The sequence below is a fragment of the Streptomyces sp. S186 genome (genome assembly GCF_051603415.1).
GTDB lineage: Bacteria > Actinomycetota > Actinomycetes > Streptomycetales > Streptomycetaceae > Streptomyces.
Map to the genome: position 1 here is coordinate 1456521 of NZ_CP193932.1, position 21946 is coordinate 1478466.

A 21946-nucleotide genomic window follows, 5' to 3' on the forward strand; every position below is an offset into this window, starting at 1 on the left:
CCGTTACTCCGTTACGTTCCACAGCGTGGCGAGGGCGGCCAGGGTCAGCACGGTGAGCGCCAGGGCCGCGTCGCGGATGCCGAATCCCAGTCGGGCGGTCGTCGTCGGCCGGACCGGGGCGCCGAGTCCGCGGCACATCGCCGAGGCGGCCAGGTCCTCGCCGGCACGTACCGCCGCCGCCAGCAGCGGAACCAGCACGTACTCCACGGTCCGCAGAGGGTGACGGACCGCGGCCGCGGGGCCGAACAGGCCGCGCAGCCGCATCGCGTCGGTGATCGCCACGGCGTCCTCGCGCACGGTCGCGGTGAACCGCAGCATGACCGCGAGCGGGGTGATCACGAAGCGGGGTACGCGCATCCGGTTCAGTCCGCCGGACAGCTCGCTCGGAGTCGTCGAGCGGACGAAGTAGTACCCGTACCCCGCCGCGATGACGTACGGGACCGTGTACAGCAGCGCTGTCATGATCACCGCGCCGCCCGGTACATGCGGCAGCACCCACCGGCTCAGCGCCGTGACGGCGGCCCATGCCCCGGTGAACCACGCGGCGCCGCGTACCGCCCGCTCCGACACCAGCAGCACGGCCAGCACCAGCAGGGCCGGGACCTGGATGAACCGGGTGCCCGACGACAGCAGGAGCAGGTCGACGACGATGACGGCGAGCAGTCTGGTCCGGACGTCGAACCAGCCCCGGCTAGGCAAGTCCGGCCTTCACGAAGTGCTTTGCCAGCATCCTGCGTCCGAGCAGACCGCCGAGCAGACCCGCGACGAAGTAACTCGCCACCATCGCGAGGACCACGCCCGGCGTCATCAGGCCGGCGTAGGTATCGGCGTAGGCGTTGCCCATCTGCGCGCGTACCTGGGCGAGCGTGTCCTCGCGCAGGAAGAGCAGCGGCAGGATGGCACCTGCCGACCACAGGCTGAAGAACGCATAGCCGAGCACGTCGGAGACCCCGGGTGAGACGCGCCTGGCGGCGATCACGATCTCCGCGGCGACACCGGCGACGAGGGCGGTCGCCATGGTGATCACGTGGTGGCCGAGCAGCAGCGTGAGAAGGCCGAGCAACAGGGCCATCAGCGCGACCATTCCGGTCGAACGCACTCGGGACCGGAACAACATGAAGACGATGCCGCAGATCACGATGGTGGCGAAGGAGGTAAGGGGCTGTAGCAGGGGGGTGAGCGAAGCGAGCATGTTGATGGCGAAATAGAGGACGAGATAGACGGCGCTGAAGACGCCGAGCGATACCAGGTCTCTGGCCTTGAAATTCACGGTTGTGCTCCTGGTTTCCTTGTCAGCAGTGGGGTTTCTCCCGCTTGGGAGCGCCAGAACTGGGCGTACCTGCCGTTCCGTTCGAGGAGGTCCTCGTGGGTGCCGTGTTCGACCACGGCGCCGCCGTCGAGGAAGGCGATCGAGTCGGCCTGTGCCACCGTGGCCAGGCTGTGCGCGATGACCAGGACCGTGGCGCGCCCGGCGAGCAGCCGGATGGATTCGGCCACCACGGCTTCGGTTGTCGGGTCGAGGGCGGCGGTGGCTTCGTCGAACAGCACCACCGGGGCGTCCTTCACCAGGGCCCGTGCGAGGGACACCCGCTGACGTTCGCCACCGGACAGCGCCCGGCCTCCTTCGCCGACGCTGTTCTGCCAGCCGTCGGGAAGGCGTTCGGCGATCTCGGTCACCGCCGCGAACTCCGCGGCGCGCCGGACCTGTTCGTCGGTGGCGTCGGGGTTGCCCAGGCGGATGTTGGCTTCCAGGGTGTCGTCGAAGAGGTAGACGTCCTGGAAGACCAGGGACAACTGGGCCATCAGGTCGTCGGTGGCGAACTCACGGACGTCGGTGCCGCCGAGGGTGACGGCCCCGTCCTGGACGTCCCAGAAGCGGGCGATCAGTCGGGTGAGGGTGGTCTTTCCGCTCCCGGACGGGCCGACCAGCGCCACCATCGAGCGGTGCGGAACGGTCAACGACAGCCCGTTGAGGACGGGTTGGCCACGCTGCTCGTGCCCTGGCTCCGACCCTGGCCCGGGCTCGTAGGCGAAGGTGACGTCGTGGAAGGCGATGTCGTGCCGTGACGGAACCGGGCTCGGCGTGGCCGGTTCCGGCAGTCCGTCGAGTTCGACGAGATCGCGGACGGCACCGACTTCCACGGCCGATCGGCGCAGCGCCGTGCCGAGCTCGGCCAGGATCTTCAGCGGGCCGGTGAACTGTGCACACAGCCCGATCAGCGCGACCACGTGGACCGGGTCGGCGGTGCCGTGCACCGCGAGGTAGACGCCCAGTGTCACGGCGGCGCCGAACGCGGTCTGGACGACGAGGCCCTGCAGGACCAGGCCGAGCAGAGAGGACCAGAGGGCCCGCCGTCCGGCCCTGCGCTGTGCGTCGATCGCGTCGTCGAGCGGTGTGTACGCGGTCGCTTCGATGCCCGCGGCGCGCAGCGTCAGCTGTTTCTCCGCGAATTCGAGGAGCCGGGTGTTGGTGGCCGCAGCGGCATCGTGGATCCGCCGTTCGGCCGCGCCGTTGCGGCGGCCGGCGACTGTTGCCGACAGCCAGATGACGGGTGCGGCGGCCAGCAGGGCCAGCCCCATGCGCCAGTCGTAGAAGCAGGTCGCGACCGCGACCGTGAGCGGCGTGACGACATGGAGCGTCAGCGGTACCAGGATGTCCATCGCCGTCTGCGCGACGAACATCGTGCCCCGCACCGCGACGTGCGAGGTGCGCCCCGTGGTCGCGGGGGTGAACCAGCCGATCGGCAGCTCGACGAGCCGCCGGCCGATGCGGCGGTGCATGGCGACGATGACGTCCATCGCGAGGTGGAATCCCCGCATCGTCACCCGCGCCAGCAGCGTGCCGCCGACCGCCGCGAGCAGGCCGAGCGCGGCCAGCCAGTACCAGGCCGCCTGGGCATCGTTCCGGTAGAGCGACAGCAGGATCGGCACCAGCGTCGCCAGCGCGATTCCCTGGAGCACACCGACCAGCGTAGCGAGGGTCAGGAAGCCACGGAACGCACGGCCGGTGGCGGTGCCGCCGATGGATATGAGCGCGGAGATCACCGGGGCACCCCACAGAGGTCGTCGTTCCACATGCGGGCGTAGACGCCCCCGTGCTCCAGCAGTTGGGCGTGGGTGCCCTGCTCCACGACGCGTCCGTGCTCCAGCACCACGGTGTTGTCGGCCTCCTTCGCGCTGTCGAGCCGATGTGTGATCACGATGACGGTGCGGTCCGCGGTCAGGCGCCGGAGGGCGGCGTTCAGCAGCGCCGCCGCGTCCGGGTCGATCGCGGACGTCGCCTCGTCGAGCACCAGCACCGGGGTGTCCGCCAGCAGCAGGCGGGCGATGGCGATGCGCTGGGCTTCCCCGCCGGACAGCCGGGCGTCCGTGCCGACCACCGAGTCGTATCCGTTCGGCAGCGCGAGGATCCGGTCGTGGATCAGTGCCTCGCGGGCCGCGCGTTCGACCTCGGCGCGAGTGGCGTCCGGGCGGCCGAGGGCGATGTTGTCGGCCACCGAGACGGCGGGCAGCTGCGGTTGCTGGAGCAGCACCCCGACGGTGCGGTACAGCTGCCGGGTCGGGATGTCGCGGACGTCCACTCCCCCGATGCGGATCTGCCCCCGGTCGACGTCGTGGAACCGCGCCAGCAGCGCCGTCAGCGTCGACTTTCCCGCGCCGGACGGCCCGACGAGGGCAGTCGTGGTGCGGGCGGGGAAGGTGAGCGTGATGTCGTGCAGTACGGGCTCCTCCGCGCGGTATCCGAAGCCGACGTCACGCACCTCGACCGTCGCGTCGCGCAGCTCCGCCTCCCGGTCCGTGGCCGGGAGCTCCGGCTCGTCGAGCAGACGGACGATGCGTCCCGCGGCCTCGGCCGCGTCGGCCCGGGCCTGGGCGCTGGTCGCGACCGTGAGGACGGCCGCCGGGAGCATCATGGCCACGGCCGACACCACCAGCAGCGAGGCGGCGCGCGTCCAGCCCTGCTGCACGCTCCAGACGCCCACCGCGAACACCGAGCAGGCCATCACCGACGCCGTGAGGAACACGCCCGCGACGGCCTGGGCGCGCATCGCGGGCCGGACGAGGCCGGTGAACTCCTCGCGGAACCGCTCGGAGACCGCGGTGAAGCGCCCGTACTTCTCGCCCGCCTTGCCGAAGACCTTCAGCACCACGACCCCGCGGAAGTAGTCCGTGATCGCCGAGCTGACGGCGGCGAGTTCGGCGGAGACACGCGCCATGATGTCCCGGTTTCCGGTCTTGGGCAGCGCCGAGAACACGGTGAAGTAGAGGACCATCGGAGCGATGACCGCGAGCCCGAGCCGCCAGTCGACGGCGAAGCAGAAGAGCAGTCCGGCGGCCGGGGTGAGCACGCAGGCGACGGACTCGACGAGGGTGTGGGCGACGAGCTGGTGGAGCGAGTCGACGTCGTTCTGCACGATCTGTCGCACCCGCCCCGAGGAGTGCGCTCCGAACCACCCCAGCGGCAGCCGCCCCAGCTTGGCGCTCAGCGTGCGGCGGAGCGTCGCCTGGAGTTCGACGTCGGCGAAGTGCGTGATCAGCAGGGCGACAAAGCCGCAGGTCGACTGGATGCCGAGCCCGGCGATGAACCAGAACAGCGGCCCGCCCACGTCCTGATGGTGGGTCAGCCCCTCGGCGAGATCCAGCAGGGCGAAGAACGGGATCACCGAGCACAGCGAACCGGCGGCCTGTAGCGCGACCGCGACCGCGGTGGGGGCGAGCACCGGCCGCAGGATCCGGAACAGCGGGCCGCCCGTGATCTTCTCCGAGAGCCCTGGCTGCCGCGACAGACCCGGCTGCTGCCTGGTGTGCTGGTCAGACATCGGCGCACACCCCGCGGGCAGCGCGGACATCGGCACCGGCACCCGCACCGGCTCCGGTGCCGGCACAGATGGTGCTGATCAGCTCCGGGAGCTGGGTGTCGGGCGCCTGCAGGTAGAAGTGCCCGCCCGCGCATCGGACGGGGGCACGCCGCTGGGTGGCGAAGTCGTTCCACTCGCCGATGCGTACCGGGTCGACCTCGTCATCGCGGTCGCCGAAGACCACGTGGATGTCCGGGATCACAGCGCCGGTGCAGGCGTATGTCTCCAGCAGCCGGTAGTCCTCCCGCACCACCGGGAGGAACATCTCGCGGAGTTCGGGCACCTGCCACAGCTCCGCGCTCGCCGGATTCTGCCGGACGATGTCGGCGATCAGCTTCGCGTCGGTGTCCCGGTGCAGTGCGGTGCCCACGCCGTGGGAGGGCGGGTTCTGTCCCGACACCACCACCTGAACGCCTCGGGCACCGCGGGCCGCCAGCGCCGCCGCGGTCTCGTACGCCACCAGCGCACCCATCGAATGCCCGACGAGCACGGGCGCCGCCTCGGCGAGGCCGGCCGCCGCGAGGTCGTCCGCGATCGAGCGGGCGAGGCCGACGAGGCTGTCGCCATGCGGGCTGTCCCGGTGCCGCTCGTGCAGGCGGGCGTCCCGTCCGGGATAGGTGACGCCGAACAGCCGGGCCGTGGGTATCACGCCGGTCCAGTGCAGAAAGAACCGTGGACTTCCCCCGGCGTGCGGGAAGATGACGACAGGGACGACGGGTACGCCGCCTCCCCTGCTCGTCTCGGCATCGCTCAGTGGTGCCACTGCCTTCACCGGATACCTCCGAGGGATGTCCCGTCCCTTAGAGCGGCGTGGGGGTACCTCCCGTTTGGGGGGAGAATCGGACTCCTGCGGAGCAGGGCAGGGGAAGCCCGGATCGCCGCCAGGGCGATCCGGCGTACTTCCCGAACGGTGGTAAGGCAGTCCACAACGATCAAGATCTCTCAACTGTCAGTCCTCCCAGATAGGTTGATGTGTATGACGACGGCAGCGACAGCGGAGGACGCCGGGCATGCCCGGTGGACGTTCCGGCTTCGCGTGTCGTCCACGGCCCGCGCCGCCCTGGTGAGCGAGTGGGGCCGGTGCCGGTGGCTTTGGAACGAGTGCTGCGCAAAGTCGAAGCAGACACACCTGTGGAACAAGCACCGGCCCGAAGGTGCGTCCAAGCGGATGTGCGGGCCTGCGCAGCTCGACAAGATGCTGACCGAGGCCCGCAAGACGAACGGATGGCTGCGTGAGGGTTCCAGCGTTCCGCAGCAGCAGTTGATACGCGACTTCGGGAAGTCCCGCGCCAAGGCGCAGAAGGACATCAAGGAACGGTTGCCGATGCGGCAGCGGGCCGGGATGCCTCACTGGAAGAAGCGTGAGGCGCGGCCATCGCTGAACTACACCCGGCGTGGCTTCCGCCTCAGAGGCGGTCGTCTGCACCTGGCGGGCGGGATCGTGCTGACCGTCGTGTGGTCGCGGGAGCTCCCGGCCAACCCGTCCAGCGTGCGGGTCTATCAGGACAGTATCGGACACTGGTACGCGAGTTTCGTCGCGCCTGCCAAGATCGAACCGCTGCCCGAAACCGGCGCCGTGATCGGCATCGACTGGGGGGTGAAGGAGACCGCGACCACCAGCAGTGACACCCACGACCTTCCCCACGCCGAGCACGGCAAGAAGGCCGCCCAGCGCCTCGCGCACTATCAGCGGATGATGACCCGGCGGAAGCCGAAGCGCGGGCAGCCCGCCTCGAAGGGCTACCGCGAAGCGAGGAAGCTGACGGCGAAGCTGCACAAGAAGGTGGCCCGGCAGCGGCAGGACACCGGCCGCAAGTGGGCCAAGACGGTGGTGGCCGACCATGACGCCCTCGCGGTCGAAGACTTCCGTCCGAAGTTCCTGGCCAAGACCACCATGGCACGGAAGGCCGCCGACGCGGCCATCAGCACGACGAAGACGGCCCTGATCGAAATGGGCCGCAAGCACGGGCGGGATGTCCGCCTGGTACACCCCGCGCACACCACCATGGACTGTGCGCAGTGCGGAGCGAGAACCAAGCACGCACTACCTCTCTCAGAACGAACGTATGCCTGCACCGCGTGCGGAGCCGTATCCCCCCGAGATAAGAACTCCGCTCGCGTGATGCTGGTCCGGGCTGGTCTCAACCCGGCTAGTGCTGATCGTGGAAGACCTGACCAGGCGCAGCCTGGTCAGGCAGCGTGAGCTAGAAATCCCCACATCAGCCCTGGAAGGTGAGGAATCGCCTCCCTTCGGGGAGGGGAGGATTCAAGAACACACCTCCAGGTCATGGACGTTGATGAATTTCGGTGGTGCGGAGGGCAGGTCGGCGGGTCTGCCGAGCCGGGCCGATATCGCCTCCCAGTGGCGCAGCACGGCGAGGTCCCGCTGCCCGACCGGCTGCCGCCCGGTGGTCAGTGCCTCGGCGAAGCCGCTGAGCGCCCGGGTGATTCCCTCCGCCCACAGGCCGGTGAAGACGGTGTCGCCGGTCCAATCGTCCGGTCCGAGGACGTGGGACAGGCGCTGTTGCGGGTGGCGCAGCCGTCCCGGGGTGTCCTCGTGCAGCCGGGGCTCCCACCGGGTCGGGCCGTGGACGTGCGGCAGCGACAGTTCGCCGTCCGGTGTGCCGAGGACGAAGCCCATGAGGGGCTGGCAGTTGGCGTCGGGTGTGCGTGCGTCGTAGCCGTTGCGTACCAGCACATCCACCGCGACGTCTCCCCAGCCCGTGCTGACCAGGGACTTGGCCGGCGCCGCTGCCGGGTGCACCGCGAGGTCACCGCCCGGCGGGGAGGTGAGGATCCGGGACAGTACGCGCAGGCTGGAGTGCAGCACCTGGACGGTGGTGCGGAGTTCGACGCTGGTGACCGGGGAGACGGCGTCCAGCGCGCGTGCCGCGGCGATGAACCGGCGGACCGGTTCCAGGTGCTCGTAGAAGCCGGTCACCGCGAAGGCCGCTCCCGACCGTTTCGCGATACGGACCGAGCGCACCACGTCCGTGGAATGCACCGGCAACTCCTGGAGCACGGAGATGCCGCGTCGCAGCAGGTCACGGCAGATCTCGTCGCCCTGCCCGCCGACGATCGCGGAGCGGACCGCGACGACGGCCAGCTCGGCACCGTCGATCTCGTCCGTCCCGGCCAGGTAGCGCACCCCGAGTTCCGCCGCGAGAGCGCGTCCGGCCTGCCCGCCGGTGCCGGCCACGCCGACGAGTTCCACGGGTGAGTGCGGACCGGCCAGCGCCCGTGCGTAGTGCGCGCCGAAGGTGGCGCCGACCACCACCGCGCGTGGTCTGCTCCGGCTCACAGCTCGCCCTCCTCGAACTGTCCGGGCTTCTCGGCCGGTTCGGAGGGCCAGGGCCCGGGCAGTCCGGCGGCCGGGGCGGTGTCCAGAACGAGCGACACCCCGGGTACGTCCGTGGCCATGCGGTCCCAGAAGCGCCGGGCATCGACGTACTCCGACATCCAGACCGCGCCGGTCCTGCCGCGCGGGTCTTCGAGGGCGGCCAGCGCGGCCACGGCTCCGGTGAGGGCGTAGCTGTCGGCGCAGTGCAGGGTGGTGCGCACGGTGGTCTGCCCCGCGGTGCCGTGTCCCGAGGTGCCGTGTCCCGAGGTGCCCTGCAGGCTGATCCGGAAGTACGGCCGGGCCCCGGAGACCGCGGCGTCGATCGCTCGGAGCGTCTCGGTGTGGGTGCGTTCCTGCCCGAGCGCCCTGGACAGGGCCTGTTCGATCGGCGCCGAGCCGGTGACGTTGCACCACCGCAGGGCGGCGAGGCCCAACTCCTCGGCCGCGGCCCGGCATTCCTCGTCCAGGCTCACATGGGCGCGCGGGGAGCCGGGGAAGGCAGCGGTGTCGGGGAATGCCTCGGGGACGGCGACGCCGGTGTCGGGTGGCAGCGTGTGCAGGGCACCCCGCTGGTAGATCTTTCCGGGATGACCGGTCCGGGCGCGCACCGCGTGCAGGTACTCGTCGAGTCCTGCGCGGCTGAGCGGCTGTACCCCACCGCAGTGGGCGTCGATCTCCGTCGTCGCGGGGTCCGCCAGCCGGGCGGCGACCGCGCGCACGGCCACACCGGCCAGCCCGGGCTGCACGCCCGCGCCGAACACGGCGAGCGCGCCGTGCCTCTCGGCCGCTGCCGCCGTCTCGCCGATGAGGGCCTGGTCGCCGCCGGCGTCGACGTAGCGGGCTCCGTGCCGCAGCGCCGTCTCCGCGGTCGACGCGGAGTAACGGTAGGACGGCCCGGCGCAGTTGACGACGACATCCACCGGACCGGCCGGCCCTGCCAGCGCCGCATCCACGGAGCCCGACTCGTCGAGGTCTACCCGGACGGTGTCCGGGCTGACCGCCCCGTACGCCCGCAACTCCTCTTCCAGCCGCGGCAGATGACGCCCGGCGGCAACGACATGGGCGCCCTGACGGCCGAGCAGGGTTCGCACACAAGCCCGCCCCACCGCGCCGGAGGCAGGCGTCCAGGCGCCGGCCGGGTCGGAGGCGGCGAGCCGGTCCAGCCGGGCCCGCACACTGTCGGGTGCCGTCGCAATCGCCGGGCCCAACCTCGGGTAGTCGACCGCGAGTTGTGCCAACGCGCCCTGGGGCACGCGGTTGCCGTAGCGGGCGCGTGCCTCGTTCAGCAGGTCGCCGAGTTCGTGCTCGTCGAAGTCGAGACCGGCGTCGGCGGGGTCGCGGTACATCAGCCTGGCGAAGGAGTAGTCGAGCAGCAGGCCGTCCTCGATGACGAACGGGATGCGGTACGAGCTGACCACCGTCAGCGATCCGGGCGGGGTCCCGCGCTCGGCGAGCCGCTCGGCCATGCTCGCGGCGATCAGGCCGCCCATGCAGTAGCCGACCAGATGGATCCGGCCGTGGGTGCGGTCCGGTCCGTCGGTCCGGTCCGGTCCGCTGTCGTCGAGCGCGCGGACGTAGCGTTCGGCGAGGGTGCCGAACAACTCCTCGGGCGCGACGTCGACACCGCCGTCGCCGGGGGTACGCCGCACACCGAACACGGCCGGCCGCTCGGTCCGCGTCTCCAGCCGTGCCAGCAGATCGCGGTACGGGCCGAGCCCGCCGGAGCCGTCGTGGACGAGGACCACGGCATCGCGCTGCCAGCGGCTGCCGCGGCCGTCGAGGAGTTGGACCAGGGGCCGTTGAGCCTCCGCGGGCCGCTTGCCGTCGGCGGTTCCCTTCTCGGTCTCCGTCCCGGTCTCCGTTCCGGTCTCCGGCGCGGAGGGGTCCGCCGTGCCGCCGTCGGAGAGTGCCCGTACGCACCCGGTCACCGTGGGGTCGGCGACGATCTCCCGCAGCAGCCGGTCCCACGGAATCGCCGCGGCTCCGGGGATCTCCCGCCGCAGCGTGCCCACGCAACGGGCGATCAACAGGGAATCGCCGCCGAGCTCGAAGAAGTTGTCGCCGGCCGCGATCGGATGGTCCGGGTCAAGGCCCAGCACCTCGCGCCAGATCCGGGCCACCGGCCGGTGCTCGGCGCCCAGGGGGGTGAGGAGCTCCTCGTCGAGCCGCGCGGCGGCGAAGAACACCGACTGCGCTGCCGGGCGCAGCACACTGTCCTCGGCGGGGAAGTGCACACACCGCTCGAACGGCGACGCCTCCAGCGCGGCGTTCCACTGCTCCAGGGAGAAGAACGCGTCACCGGTCGCCGCCCGTTCGTCCGTGAATCCGGTCAGCCCCTCCTTGAACTCCATCGACACCAGCAGCGGCGCGTTGACCTTCGTGGAGTCGATGACGGCCAGGGTGCCGCCGGGGGCGAGCAGCCCGTGCAGACGGTCGAGGGCCGCGGGAATGTCCCGGGCGTTGTGGAGCACGTTGGCGCACAGGACGACGTCGAAGGCGCCCGGCGCCATGCCCTGCTCCTGCGGGTCCTCGTTGAGGTCGAAGAGCGCGACGTTCACCTCGGGCCACCGCTGCGCCGCTTCGTCGAGAAAGAAGCGCGAGACGTCCGTGAACGTGTACGCGGCACGGCACCCTTCGAGGGCGGCGAGCACCGGGGCGGTGGTGCCGCCGACACCGGCGCCGATCTCCAGGATCCGCAGCGGCTGTCCGGCGGCGTTGCGCTGCTCGGCCCGTTCCCTGATGCCGGCGCAGATCAGGCCGTTGAGGTACCGGCTGGTGAGGTTCTCGGCATAGGCGGCCCGGGCGACATGCGTGCTGCCCTCGGGGAACAGCAGTGCCAGGGGGTCGGCTTCGCCGGACAGCAGGGCGGGCAGTTCGGCGAGACAGCGTTCGACGTAGGCGAGCTGCTCGTCGCCGTAGTCGAGCGCGCGGCCGAGCTCGCGCGCCTCGGACCACCGCTGCAGCAGTGCCGTCTCCTCGTGCGGCTCCGGGGCGACGGTGATGTTTCCGCCCGACACGGTGAGCCTGCCCTCGTCCTGAAGCGTGCGGATCCAGCGCCGTACCAGTGGCCGGTGGCCGCTGCCGCCGAGCGCGGCGACGAGGTCCTCGACGCCGGTGGTTCCCCGCGCGCACTCCTCGGCGACCTTGCTGCCCATCGCGTCGAGGGCCACCGCGTTCATACGGGCGAGGAACTCGGTGAAGGCGTCGGCGTCCAACTCAGCGATGAACGCGGCGTGTTCGGCCGCGACGGCCTGCTCGACCCGTTCTGCGTGCCGCACGCCTTCGGCGCGCCGGTCCGGCCCGCGTCGGGGGACCACGCCCGCGACGAGTGTCTTGCCGCGCCCGGTGTCGGCGGTCGTCGCGACGGCGGCCGCTATCCCTTCTGCGGCGCACAGTGCGGATTCGACCTCGGCGAGCTCGATGCGGTGCCCGCGGATCTTCACCTGGCCGTCGAGGCGTCCGAGGAACTCGATCTCCCCGTTCGGCAGCAGCCTGCCGCGGTCGCCGGTGCGGTAGCAGCGTTCACCGTTGTCCGGGTGGCGGTAGAAGGCGGCGGAGGCGGCGGAACCCGTGCCGGCGCTGGCGCCCGTGCCGGTGCCGGTGCCGAGGTATCCGGCGCCGACGCCGTCGCCGCCGATGTGGATCTCGCCCGGCTGTCCGGGGACGGCGGGCTCTCCGTCGGCGTTGAGGACCCAGATGCCCTGGTTGGGCAGTGCCGTTCCGTACGGAACGGACCGCGCGTCCGGCGGCAGCGCCTCGGTCACCTCGTGCAGGTTCGACCAGATCGACGCCTCTGTCGCGCCGCCGAGTGCGAGGAAGCGGGCATCGGGCGCGTGGCGCCACAGGTGCCCGGGCTGCCGTACCGGGACCCAGTCCCCGGAGACGAGCACCGCGCGCAGGCCGGACAGTCGGCCCGCCGGAGCGCCCTCGTCGTCCAAGTGGTCGAGCAGAAGCTGGAGTTGTTCGGGCACCGAGTTCCAGACCGTGACGCCGTGCTCCGCCACCGCGCGGACCCAGGTCTGCGGGTCGGCGGTGACGCCCGAGGACGGCAGCACCACGCGTCCACCCGCGGCGAGCACGCCGAAGACGTTGAACACCGACAGGTCGAAGGAAGGCCGCGAGACCGCCAGTACGGCGTCATCCGCGGTCAGTTGGAGGAGCTCCTCCATCGCGTCGAGGGTGGTCGCGACCTGGTCGTGGGTGAGCGCGACGCCCTTCGGTGCCCCGGTGGAGCCGGACGTGAAGATGACGTACGCGAGCTGTCCGGGGTCCACTGCCGGGATATCTGGGACGTCTGGGATGTCTGGGATGTTCGGGTCCCCGGCGGGCAGGAGGACGGTGTCAGGGTCGATCACGAACACACCGGCGTCGGCGCCGCTGTCGCTGAGCGTGGCGATGATGTGCTCCCGGCGGGCGGCGGGCCACTCCGGGTCGACGGGTACGAAGTAGCAGCCTGCGGCGAGTACGCCGATCTCCGCCGCGATCTGGTCCGGGCCCGGCGGCAGCGCCACCACGACCGGACTGCCCGGCCGTACCCCGGCGCCGGCGAGCGTCCGGGTGACCGCGGAGGCCCGCTCGGCGAGCTCTCCCCTGCTCACCGTGGTGCCGGTGCCGGAGTGGACGACCGCGACGGCGTCGGGGGCGGCTTGGGCGTGCTCCCGTATTCGGGTCTGCAGTGTGCCCCGGGGACGCCGGGGCACCCGCGTGACGGCCGGCAGCGCGCGGCGGTCGAGGAGGTCGCGGTCCCAGGCCGACTCGTCCGCCGCCAGCAGTTCGACGGCGCCTACGAAGTCCTCGAACGCGGCGTCCAACACACTCTCTTCGATCCCGCCGTCCCTGCTGTCCCAGACCAGCGAGGCCCCGCCGCCGTGCGGGGCGGCCTGCACATCGAGCAGGACCTGCGGCGTCTGGCTGAGCCCGGCCGCCACGACGGGCCTCAGCCGGCGCCCAATGCCCGTTCCCGTTCCCGGCCCCGTGCCGGCGCCCACGGTCGAGGTGAGCACCACCTGCGGGGTGCTGCTCCGCCCTTCCGGCCGGCGCGCCAGCATCCGACCCACCTCGACGCCGCTGACCGCGCCGTGGTCCAACGCCTCGAACAGGGAGTCCTGCGCCAGGCGCGCAAGGTCGACGAAGGGCACACCGGGCTGTCCGGGGGCCTCGGTCAGAGCGGTCGAGGTGAAGTCCCCGACGATCCGGTCCACGTCCTCCGTGACCGGGCTGCGGTCCAGGACCGTCGCGGTCACCAGAGAGCGGTCGGCGTCGGTGTAACGCCGGGCCATCCGGCCGAGCACCGCGAGCAGCAGCGCGGACGGCGTCACCCCCCGCGACCGTGCCGCGGCGGTCAGGGCCGCCCAGCGCTCCGGCTCGACGAGGTGGCTGCGTCGTGTGTAGCGGACCGGCCCGCGTCCCCGGTCCTGGTTCCGGCCCGGGGCCCGGAGGGAGGGCGGGAACCGCATGGCCGGCTGGAGTTGTTCGCTGCGCTCCTGCCAGTACTCCTCGTCCCGGGCTCGGTCTGCGCGCGCCCGCGCCGTACCTGCCCTCCTGCCCATCGTCAGGATGTAGTCGCGGAAGGTGAGGGACGGTTTCGTCAGGGGCGTCGCCGGGGCGTCGAGGGCCATTTCGAAGTCCTCCAGGATCACTTCGAGGCCGCGGAAGTCGGTGAGGAGCAGATCCACCGACAGATGCAGCACCGACTCGTCCGGGCCGCGCGTCACCACCGCGTCGATCATCGGGCCGCCGCCGAGCTCGTAACTGCGGTGCTGGAGCTGCGACCGCACGGCCCGGCGGGTCTCGTCGAACGCCTCGGGAGTCGGGCAGTCGTGGACGAGGAGCGGTACGTCCATGCCGGGGTCGATCCGCTGCCATCCGTCCGGGGAGACCGTCACGCGCAGCATCTCGTGGCAGTCGACGACCCGCTGCCATGCCTGCCGCAGCCGCCCGGCCGGTCCGGCCAGGTCGTCGGGGAGGAGGAACTCGGCGTAGCCGTGGCAGCCGACGCCGCCCTCCGCGTAGGCGTCCGTCCGGCCGACGAGGTAGGCGGCCTGGACATCGGTGAGCGGGAAGGGCCGGTCGGCGTTGTCCGGGTCCCGCACCACGGCCTCGCGAGCCGCGAGTACCGCGATGACCTCGTCGCGCCGCGCCGCGACCTGCTCGCGCAGCTCGGGCCCGAAGGCGCCGGTCGGGGCCTTGAAGCGGAGCTTCCCGTCTTCCAGCCACAGATCGACGCCCCTCATCTCGATCCTGTCGATCAGCTGCTGGACGGAGGTCATAGCTCACCTGCTTCGTAGTCGTCATCTGCCGTGTTGGCCGTGTTTGCTGTGTCTGTCGTGTCTGTCGTGTCGGTCGCGAGCTCCGCCACCGCGGCGGTGAAGGTCTCAAGGTCCGGATGGGACAGGAGGGTTCGCAGCGTGATCCGCGGGTGGACCTGCTCCTGGAGGGCGCGGACGCAGCGCGTCGCCCGCAGTGAATCGCCCCCGGCGCGGAAGAAGTTCGCCCCGTCCCGGGGCAGTTCCGTGCCGAGCGCGCGCTCCCACGCCTGCCGGATGAGCGCGTCGAGCCGCCCGGCGCCGGACTGGCCGGGGTCCGGCTCCTCGGCGTCCGGCCGTGCGCCTGCGGACCCGGCGAAGTCGCGCAGCCGTCGTGCGACCCCGTTCACCACGGCCTGCGCCCGCCGGGAGCCGATGAGCTGGGTGACGTGGTCGGCCGTGAGGTGCAGCCCCCGGCAGTCGTCGTGGACCTGGAGGTCCAGCACCGTCTGCGGGGTCTGCGAGCAGCTGAACACCAACTGCCCGAACCCGAAGTCGTCGGAGCGCAGCCCGGGATCCTGCATCCCGAGCCCGCAGGTGAACACCACGGGATACATGCCGCGCACCGGATCCCCCGTCTCCCGCACCGCGTTGCGCTGCTGATCGATGGCGGTGACGGTGCGGTGGTCCCGGGCCGCGGCCAGTTGCCGCTGGGCGCTCCGCCCGATGGGGACGAGGTCGCCGCCGTCAGCCACGTGCGCACCGACCAGCGTCAGCGAGGTGAAGTCGCCCACCACTGTGTCAATGCCCGGCACGGTCGGGTCGCGGTCGAAGGTGGTGACGTTGACCGCGAACCGTTCCTGGCCGCTGCACTGCGCGAGTTCGGCGGCGTACGCGGCGAAGATCAGCGCGGCGGGCGTGAGGCCGGCACCCGCCGCCGCGGCGCGGACCGCGTCCCACTCCGTGCGGTCCAGGCCGGTGCCCACCCGAGCGAAGACGGGCCGTTCGGTCAGTGCGACGATCTGCGCCGCGCTGACGAGTGCGGGCGCTTCGGGCACGGGGTTGGCGGCCCAGTACGCCAAGTCCCGCTCCGTCGGTGCCACGGTGCCGCACAGCCACGGGCGCTGGGAGACGTAGTCGGCGAAGGAGGCGCGCAGCGGGTCGAGTTCCGCTGCCGTGGCCCCGGCGTAGAGCGCGCCGATCTCCCGCAGCACCCGCCACATCGAGGCACCGTCGAGCATCAGGTTGTCCATCCCGATCCCGATCCGGGTCCCGGACGCACCCGGGCCGCCCGGGCGCCCGATGCGTACCGTGAGCGGGCCACGCCGAGCCGGGTCGGGGATCTCCGTGGCGGTGCTCTTCCGCGGATCGTCGGCGCATTCGACGGGCGGGTGCACCGGCCGGTCCCCGACGCGGCCGGTCAGGACGCCGTCCTCGTCGGCGACCGTGGTGCGCAGGGCCGGATGGCGGAGGACCACGGCCTCGACGGCGGCGGTGAAGCGATCGGTGTCGAGCTCCGGCGCGTCGAACTCGAAGTAGCAGTGCGAGGCGACGCCCCCGAGCAGCTGCTGTTCGCTGCGGCCGGTCAGGTACGCCTGCTGCACCTTGGTCAGCGGGAAGGCAGAGGTGTCCGCGGCGGTGCGGGGGTCCGCGTCCGGGGAGGCCGCCGCGAACAGCGGAGTCGCAGGCACCGGAGCCGCAGGCTCGTCTTCGCGCGCCGACCGGGCGACGTGCCGCGCCAGTTCGCCGAGCACCGGGATGTTGAACAGGTCGGCAAGCCGAACGCCGATGAAGCCATGAGTGTGCAGTTCGGCGAGAACCCGCGTGGCCGCGAGCGAGTCGCCGCCCAGCACGAAGAAGTCGTCGTCCGGCCCGGCCGTGCGTGCGGCCTCCGGCAGATACCGCCGCCACAGGCCGGTAAGCAGCTCCTCGACGCCGGTGCGGGGTGCTTCTGCCCGCTCCTTCCGTTCCTTCTGTTCCTTATGCTGCTGCCGCTCCTTCTGTTCCTTCCGGCGTGCCGGGGTGTCATCCGCAGCGCCGCCCTCGTACCGCTCGTACTGCTCGTGCCGCTCGTACCGGGCATGTACGAGAGCGAGTTGCGGGGTGGGTGCGCTGACCGAGAGGGGACGCCAGCCCCGTTCCGTCAGCCAGTTCCACCAGGTGGGCACCGGCCACAGCGGCGTGGTCGCCGGGTCGGCGATGCGGGAGTCGAGCAGCGCGGTCACCAGGGAGGCCGGGTCGGGCTCGGTCACCTCGGCCAGCAGGAGCGTGGCCCCGGGCACGACGGGCAGGTCGGTGAGCATGGCGGCCAATCCGGTGTCCCGGTGCAGCGCGCCCAGCGCAAGGACGACGTCCACCGGTGTCTCGGGAGGCGCGGCGAGGGACTCCAGGCCCCGTTCCTCGCCGAGATCGCGCAGCAGCGGAGAGCGCTCGACCGGTACCCACTCGATGTCCGTCCCCGCCAGGTGTCCGGCGAGCACGCTGTGCAGCAGCCCGGTGCCGGCACCGAGGTGAGCCACCCGCACGCTGCGGCCCGCGGTCTCCGCGGCGCGACGCAGCTCGCCGTACACCTGCGCCAGCAGTCCGCCGACCTCAAGGGAACGGGTCAACAGCACCTCCGGCGCAAGTCGTTCGTGCTCCAACAGCCGCGTGACCCGCACCTCACCGGTGAGGCAGTGCGCGAGGAACTCGGCGTCCGCGGCGTGCGGTTCGCCCGCCACCTCCAGGTCGGCGAGTGCCGTGCGCCACCGGTCGAACACCGGCGCCAGCGCGGGCCTGACCTGCTGCGGGTCCACGCGCCGGACACAGTGACGCAGTGTCGCCACCAGCTCGTCGCGGTCCGGCGCGCACACCGCCACCGCCGCGGACCGTGCCGCTGGGTCGGCAGCCGGTACGGCGGCGAGGCCGGCAGCCGGTGCGGCAGGGCCGGCAGCCGGTGCTCCCCCGCTCCTCCTCCCGGTGAGGCGCCGTATCCGGCCCACGAACCGAGCGAACGCCCGGTCCAGGAAGCCCGGTTCGAAGACATCGTCCGGACAGTCCCAGCGCAGTTCGATCCCCTCGTCGCGCGGCACCACCTGGCAGTCGATCAGTACGCCGGGAGTCCTGGTGTGCGACCAGACCGCCTTGACCTCGCCGCGGAACAGACGCTGCGCCGACGACAGCCCGAGGGTGCTGGTGAAGACGACGGGGAAGGCCGCACGGCCCGCCCGGGCGATATCCCGCTCGCCGGGCGCGTACCCGGCGACGGCCCGCCCCAGCGCATGGTGCACCTCCCGGGCGCCGACGTCCGGACCGCAGCGGCACAGCGCGAGTTCGGTGAAATTGCCCAGCACCTCCGAGGAGACGTCCGTGGGCCGGCGGGACATCGGCACGCTGATGTCCACGGCGTCCGCACCGAGGATCTCCGCAAGGGACTGCCCGAACTCGGCCAGCAGCAGCGATGACGTGGTGACCTGCTGATCCCTGGCGATGCGGGTCAGCGCGCCGGTCTCATCAGCGTCGAGACGCACCCCGCGCGAGTGGATGACGACCCGCTCACCGGGAATCCGCCGTACCGGCAGCTCCGGTGGCCGCAGTCCACCCGCCGCGTCGTCATCGGAGGCATCGGGGGCAACGGGGGCCTCGGGGGCATCGGGGGCATCGGCCCGGAAGCGTGCTTCCTCGGCGGCGGTCCGTGCCGCGTACCGGCCGAACTCCGCCAGGGACGAGGCGATCGGTTCCGCCGGCTCGGTCCCGCACGCCTCGGATATCAGCGTGTTGAGTACGGCCATGAGGCTGCGGGCGTCGAGGCCGAGGTAATTGAGGCTGAGCCCGATCTCCCGTTCGTGGCCCCGTACCGCCACAGCGGTCAGCACGCCGGTCGACGGTTCGGTCTCGTCGTCCAGACCGGCCAGGTAGGCGCGCAAGCGGTCCGCGGCCCGGGCGGGGACGCCTGCGTCGAGCCAGGTGAGCGGAGGGTGTTCGGGGAGTTCGTGGGGCGGCAGTACGCGCTGTGCCGCGTCCCCGTGGCGTATGCACCGCAGTCCGTCGAGGCGGGCGCACACGACGTCGATCGCCTTCGACCACGCGTCGAAGTCGACCGGCCCGGCGGAGCTGATCACGACCGAGTACCGCGGTGCCGTACGGACGACCCCGCGGATCCCGTCCGCGCCGAGCGCGTACGCCCGCTGCAACGGGGTCAACGGCAATGTCAGCGGGAATGTCAGCGCGGTCTCGGCCTCCTCGCAGGCCGTATCCCGGAGGGCCGGCACATCCTGCCCGTCCTGCGCGTCCGACACACCCGCCACCGGCACCGGCACCGCCGGCGTCCGCACCGCGACGCAGACCGCTGCGAACGCCCGCAGCGTCGGGTTGGCGAACAGCTGGTCCACTCCGGCCTCGATGCCCCGCTCCCGCAGCCCCGCACAGACCCGGGTCGCGGCGAGGCTGTCCCCGCCGAGAACGAAGAAGTTGTCGTCGGGGGCGAGTTGCTCCACGCCGAGCACGCGACGCCATTCCGCGGCGACCTCGCTGTCACGATCCGCGCCGCCGGGCCTCGGGGCCGCCGCGGACCCGTCCGACTCCAGCTGCGCGGCAGCCCACCTCCGGTCCACCTTGCCGTTCGCGGTGAACCGCAGCTCCGCGGCCTCGGCGATCACCGTCGGCACCATGTAGTGCGGCAGGTCGCGGGCGAGCCGTTCACGGAGCGCCCCGGCATCAAACGGCACCGGCACAGACACGTCCGCTGCATCCGGGACAACCAACGCCCCCAGCGCCGTCCGGTTCCGGATCGGTGTCACCACGGCCGCCGAAACGCCCCCGGCCCGCCGGATCGCGTGCTCGATCTCGCCGCATTCGACGCGATGGCCCCGGACCTTCACCTGCGTGTCCAGCCTGCCGAGGATGAACAGCAACGGCCCTTCCCGCCAGACCCCGAGGTCGCCCGTGCGGTACCACCGCTCCCCCTGCCCGTCGGTGACGAACCGCTGGGCGGTGAGCTCCGGCGCGCGGTGGTACCCGGTGGCCAACCCCGCTCCGCCGATCCACAGTTCACCGGCGACCCCGTTGGGACGGTCCCGTCCCGCGTCATCGACGACGCGGTACTTCTGTCCCGACAGCGGCACGCCATACGGAATCGACTGCCACTCCGGGTCGATGTCGTCCTGCGAACGGATCACGTACGCGTTGGACCAGATGGACGCCTCGGTGGCGCCGCCCATCGCCACCAGCACCGCCTTCGGCGCGGCCGCCCGCAGCCTGCGGAACAGCCCCGGGTCGATCCAGTCCCCGGAGCACATCACCGTACGCAGCGAGTCCAGTTCGTCGTTCGCGTCGTTGGCGGCGAGCAGCATCTCGACCAGGCCGGGAACGGTGTTCCACACCGTCACCCCGAAGCGGCGGACCAGTTCCCCCCATACGAAGGCGTCCCGCCGGGCGTCCTCGGGGATGGTGACGACCGCCCCGCCACAGGACAGCGGACCGAAGATGTCGTACACGCTCAGATCGAAGTCCAGCGCGGACACCGCGAGCACCCGGTCGTGGCGGCCGACCGCGTTCCGGGCGTTGACGTCGGCCACTGTGTTCAGCGCCGCACCGTGGGCGATCGCCACCCCCTTGGGAGCCCCGGTCGAGCCGGACGTGTAGATGATGTACGCAAGCCCGTCGCCCGCTGCCGCCACCGGCTCAGGCAGCGGATCGTGACCGGCGGCGCCGGGGGCATCGGCGGCACCGACAGCGAGATCGTCCGCGGTGAGCACCAGCCCGGCCCCGGCCGCCCCGGCGATCGCCTGCGCACGTGCGTCCGGCACATCGACGCCGATCGGCAGATAGGTGCATCCCGCGTACAGCACCCCGAGCACCGCCACGACCTGTGACGGTCCCTTCGGCAGCCGGATCGCGACGACCGTGCCGGGGGCGACCCGCGCATGGACCGCGGCGGCCAGCCGCAGTGCCCTGTCGTCCAGTTCGGCATAGGTCAGCCGCCCGTGTTCCCCGGCGCCGACGGGGTCACCGCTCTCGCGGTACTGCCGCGGATCCCAGAGCACCGCCTCGGCGTGCGGCTGCTCGCCGACCCGCCGACGGAAGTCCTCGTAGAGCAGACCGGTTGTGCGGGCGGGCGCGGTGGAGTTGACCGCGAGCCGCTCATCGACCGTGCTACGGCACAACTCCAGCCGCGGAGCGCCGTGTTCGACGACCTCGCGGAGCGATTGCACGAACAGCTCGTAGATCTCGCGCGCCATTCCGTCGGGCAGCACCTCGCGGCGCACGTCGAACGCGACCTCCACACCCGCGCTCGTCAGCCGGAAGACCCGGCAGTCGATGATCACTTGTGGCGTCGTCGAAAAGAACTCGGGCTCTCCGAGCACCGCCACCGCATCGTCACCAAACACCGGTCGCTTCGCCGCAAAGGTGAACACATAAGGAGACAGGCCAGGATGCCCGCTTCCGGCCTTGAGCGCCTCGCGCAGCTCCGTCGTCGCCTCGACACCGCGCGAGATCCGGAACCTGAGCTCGTCACCGACCTCGCGCACGGTCTCGGCGAACGTGTCCGTGGCATCGGGACGCGCGCGGTGCGCGTAGGTGACCGTGCGGTCCACCACCTCGTCCTCGGTGCCGGTGGTGTCGACGCCGGTCACCGTCACCAGGAACTCAGCGCCGGACGAGAACCGGCGCAGCGCCCGCTCGTACAGCGCGAGCACCAACGCCGCGGTCGTGCAGCCCAGTTCCCGCGCCCGCCCCTCCAGCCGACTCCATTCGGCGTTACCGAACCGGGTGGCCATCCGCTCCACGAGCGGATGCGCGGCCGGGTCCGCCTCCGCTCCGCCGCGAGGCCCGTCGGACGGTCCGGCCACAGCGGTACACCGCGGCAGTTGACGCAGTTCAGCCAGTTGAGGCAGTTGAGGCGGCGCGAACAACTCGACCGGCCGGGCGTCGACGACGTCCTGCGCCACCGCCGGCCGTGGCCGCCGCGCCCGGCGCAGCCGCTCCCGTACGTCCCCCAACTCCCGGTACTCCGGGAGGACGTCGCTGCCCAGCGCGGCGGCCAGCTGCGAGGCCAGCACGCCGATCGCGGCGATGTCCGCGATCGCCAGGGAGATCGCCAGATGCACCGTGGACGTCCCGTCGGGCAGCTGGCTGACCTCCACCGCCCACGTCCGCCCCCCAACCAGGTCCAGCGACTCCGTCAGCATCCGCCGCCGTCTCCCCGCCAGCGCCTGGGCCACGTCCCCGGACTCCAGCCCCCTCAGATCGTGCCGGCGCAGCCGCGGCGGAACGGCCTGCGCCGCTTCCTCCAAGGTCTCCGCGTCGACGAACCGCAGCCGCAGATACGGATTGGCCATCAGGGCGGCGACGGCGTCACCGAGCCGCCCCACGTCGATGCTCCTGCCACTGAACTCCAGGTACGCGACGCAGTCGAGGCCCCCCAGCGGCAGCCCTGGATCCCGCCCGGCGAAATACGCGCTCTGCACCGCCGTCGCCGGCAGCTGCCCTCCACTGCTCTTACCGATCCGCACCATGCTGAA

9 protein-coding genes are annotated in these 21946 nt (G+C 71.8%); 1 reads left to right on the forward strand and 8 read right to left on the reverse strand.

Going from position 1 to position 21946, the window contains the following annotated elements; all coding sequences use genetic code 11:
- Positions 1-3: 3 nt before the first annotated feature.
- The 5 genes from ACRAS8_RS06390 to ACRAS8_RS06410 are packed head-to-tail and all read right to left on the reverse strand — an operon-like array spanning position 4 to position 5622.
- Positions 4-699, reverse strand: a complete 696-nt coding sequence (locus ACRAS8_RS06390; protein WP_438484805.1) for an energy-coupling factor transporter transmembrane component T — start codon at positions 697-699, stop codon at positions 4-6.
- Positions 692-1270: an MptD family putative ECF transporter S component gene (locus tag ACRAS8_RS06395; RefSeq protein ID WP_438484806.1), complete on the reverse strand. Its 579-nt coding sequence runs from the start codon at positions 1268-1270 to the stop codon at positions 692-694. The genes ACRAS8_RS06390 and ACRAS8_RS06395 overlap by 8 nt, the downstream gene beginning before the upstream one ends.
- The gene (locus tag ACRAS8_RS06400; RefSeq protein WP_438484807.1) at positions 1267-3045 is read right to left on the reverse strand and encodes an ABC transporter ATP-binding protein; all 1779 of its coding nucleotides are present in this window, start codon (positions 3043-3045) and stop codon (positions 1267-1269) included. The genes ACRAS8_RS06395 and ACRAS8_RS06400 overlap by 4 nt, the downstream gene beginning before the upstream one ends.
- Complete coding sequence (locus ACRAS8_RS06405) at positions 3042-4820, reverse strand: ABC transporter ATP-binding protein (protein WP_438484808.1); 1779 nt, start codon at positions 4818-4820, stop codon at positions 3042-3044. The genes ACRAS8_RS06400 and ACRAS8_RS06405 overlap by 4 nt, the downstream gene beginning before the upstream one ends.
- Complete coding sequence (locus ACRAS8_RS06410; RefSeq protein WP_438484809.1) at positions 4813-5622, reverse strand: thioesterase II family protein; 810 nt, start codon at positions 5620-5622, stop codon at positions 4813-4815. Before ACRAS8_RS06410 ends, ACRAS8_RS06405 begins: the two co-directional genes overlap by 8 nt.
- 213 nt (positions 5623-5835) lie before the next feature.
- Here ACRAS8_RS06410 and ACRAS8_RS06415 point away from each other — a divergent pair, with 213 nt between their 5' ends.
- Entirely contained in the window at positions 5836-7062 is a 1227-nt protein-coding gene (locus ACRAS8_RS06415; RefSeq protein WP_438484810.1) for an RNA-guided endonuclease InsQ/TnpB family protein, read from the forward strand.
- Positions 7063-7125: 63 nt separating this feature from the next.
- Here ACRAS8_RS06415 and ACRAS8_RS06420 read toward each other — a convergent pair whose 3' ends face one another.
- The 3 genes from ACRAS8_RS06420 to ACRAS8_RS06430 are packed head-to-tail and all read right to left on the reverse strand — an operon-like array spanning position 7126 to position 21940.
- Positions 7126-8160 (reverse strand): Gfo/Idh/MocA family oxidoreductase, encoded by a 1035-nt coding sequence (locus tag ACRAS8_RS06420; protein WP_438484811.1) that lies wholly within the window; start codon positions 8158-8160, stop codon positions 7126-7128.
- A complete protein-coding gene (locus ACRAS8_RS06425; protein ID WP_438484812.1) occupies positions 8157-14468 on the reverse strand; it encodes an amino acid adenylation domain-containing protein in 6312 nt (2103 codons plus the stop codon). The genes ACRAS8_RS06420 and ACRAS8_RS06425 overlap by 4 nt, the downstream gene beginning before the upstream one ends.
- Positions 14465-21940, reverse strand: a complete 7476-nt coding sequence (locus ACRAS8_RS06430) for an amino acid adenylation domain-containing protein (RefSeq protein ID WP_438484813.1) — start codon at positions 21938-21940, stop codon at positions 14465-14467. The genes ACRAS8_RS06425 and ACRAS8_RS06430 overlap by 4 nt, the downstream gene beginning before the upstream one ends.
- Positions 21941-21946: the final 6 nt, after the last annotated feature.

What these genes read in the sequence shown, in the direction of transcription:
- ACRAS8_RS06415 (WP_438484810.1), top strand. Translation starts at nt 5,836, where the DNA reads ATGACGACGGCAGCGACAGCGGAGGACGCCGGGCATGCCCGGTGGACG.
- ACRAS8_RS06425 (WP_438484812.1), bottom strand. Translation starts at nt 14,468, where the DNA reads ATGACCTCCGTCCAGCAGCTGATCGACAGGATCGAGATGAGGGGCGTC.
- ACRAS8_RS06430 (WP_438484813.1), bottom strand. Translation starts at nt 21,940, where the DNA reads ATGGTGCGGATCGGTAAGAGCAGTGGAGGGCAGCTGCCGGCGACGGCG.
- ACRAS8_RS06405 (WP_438484808.1), bottom strand. Translation starts at nt 4,820, where the DNA reads ATGTCTGACCAGCACACCAGGCAGCAGCCGGGTCTGTCGCGGCAGCCA.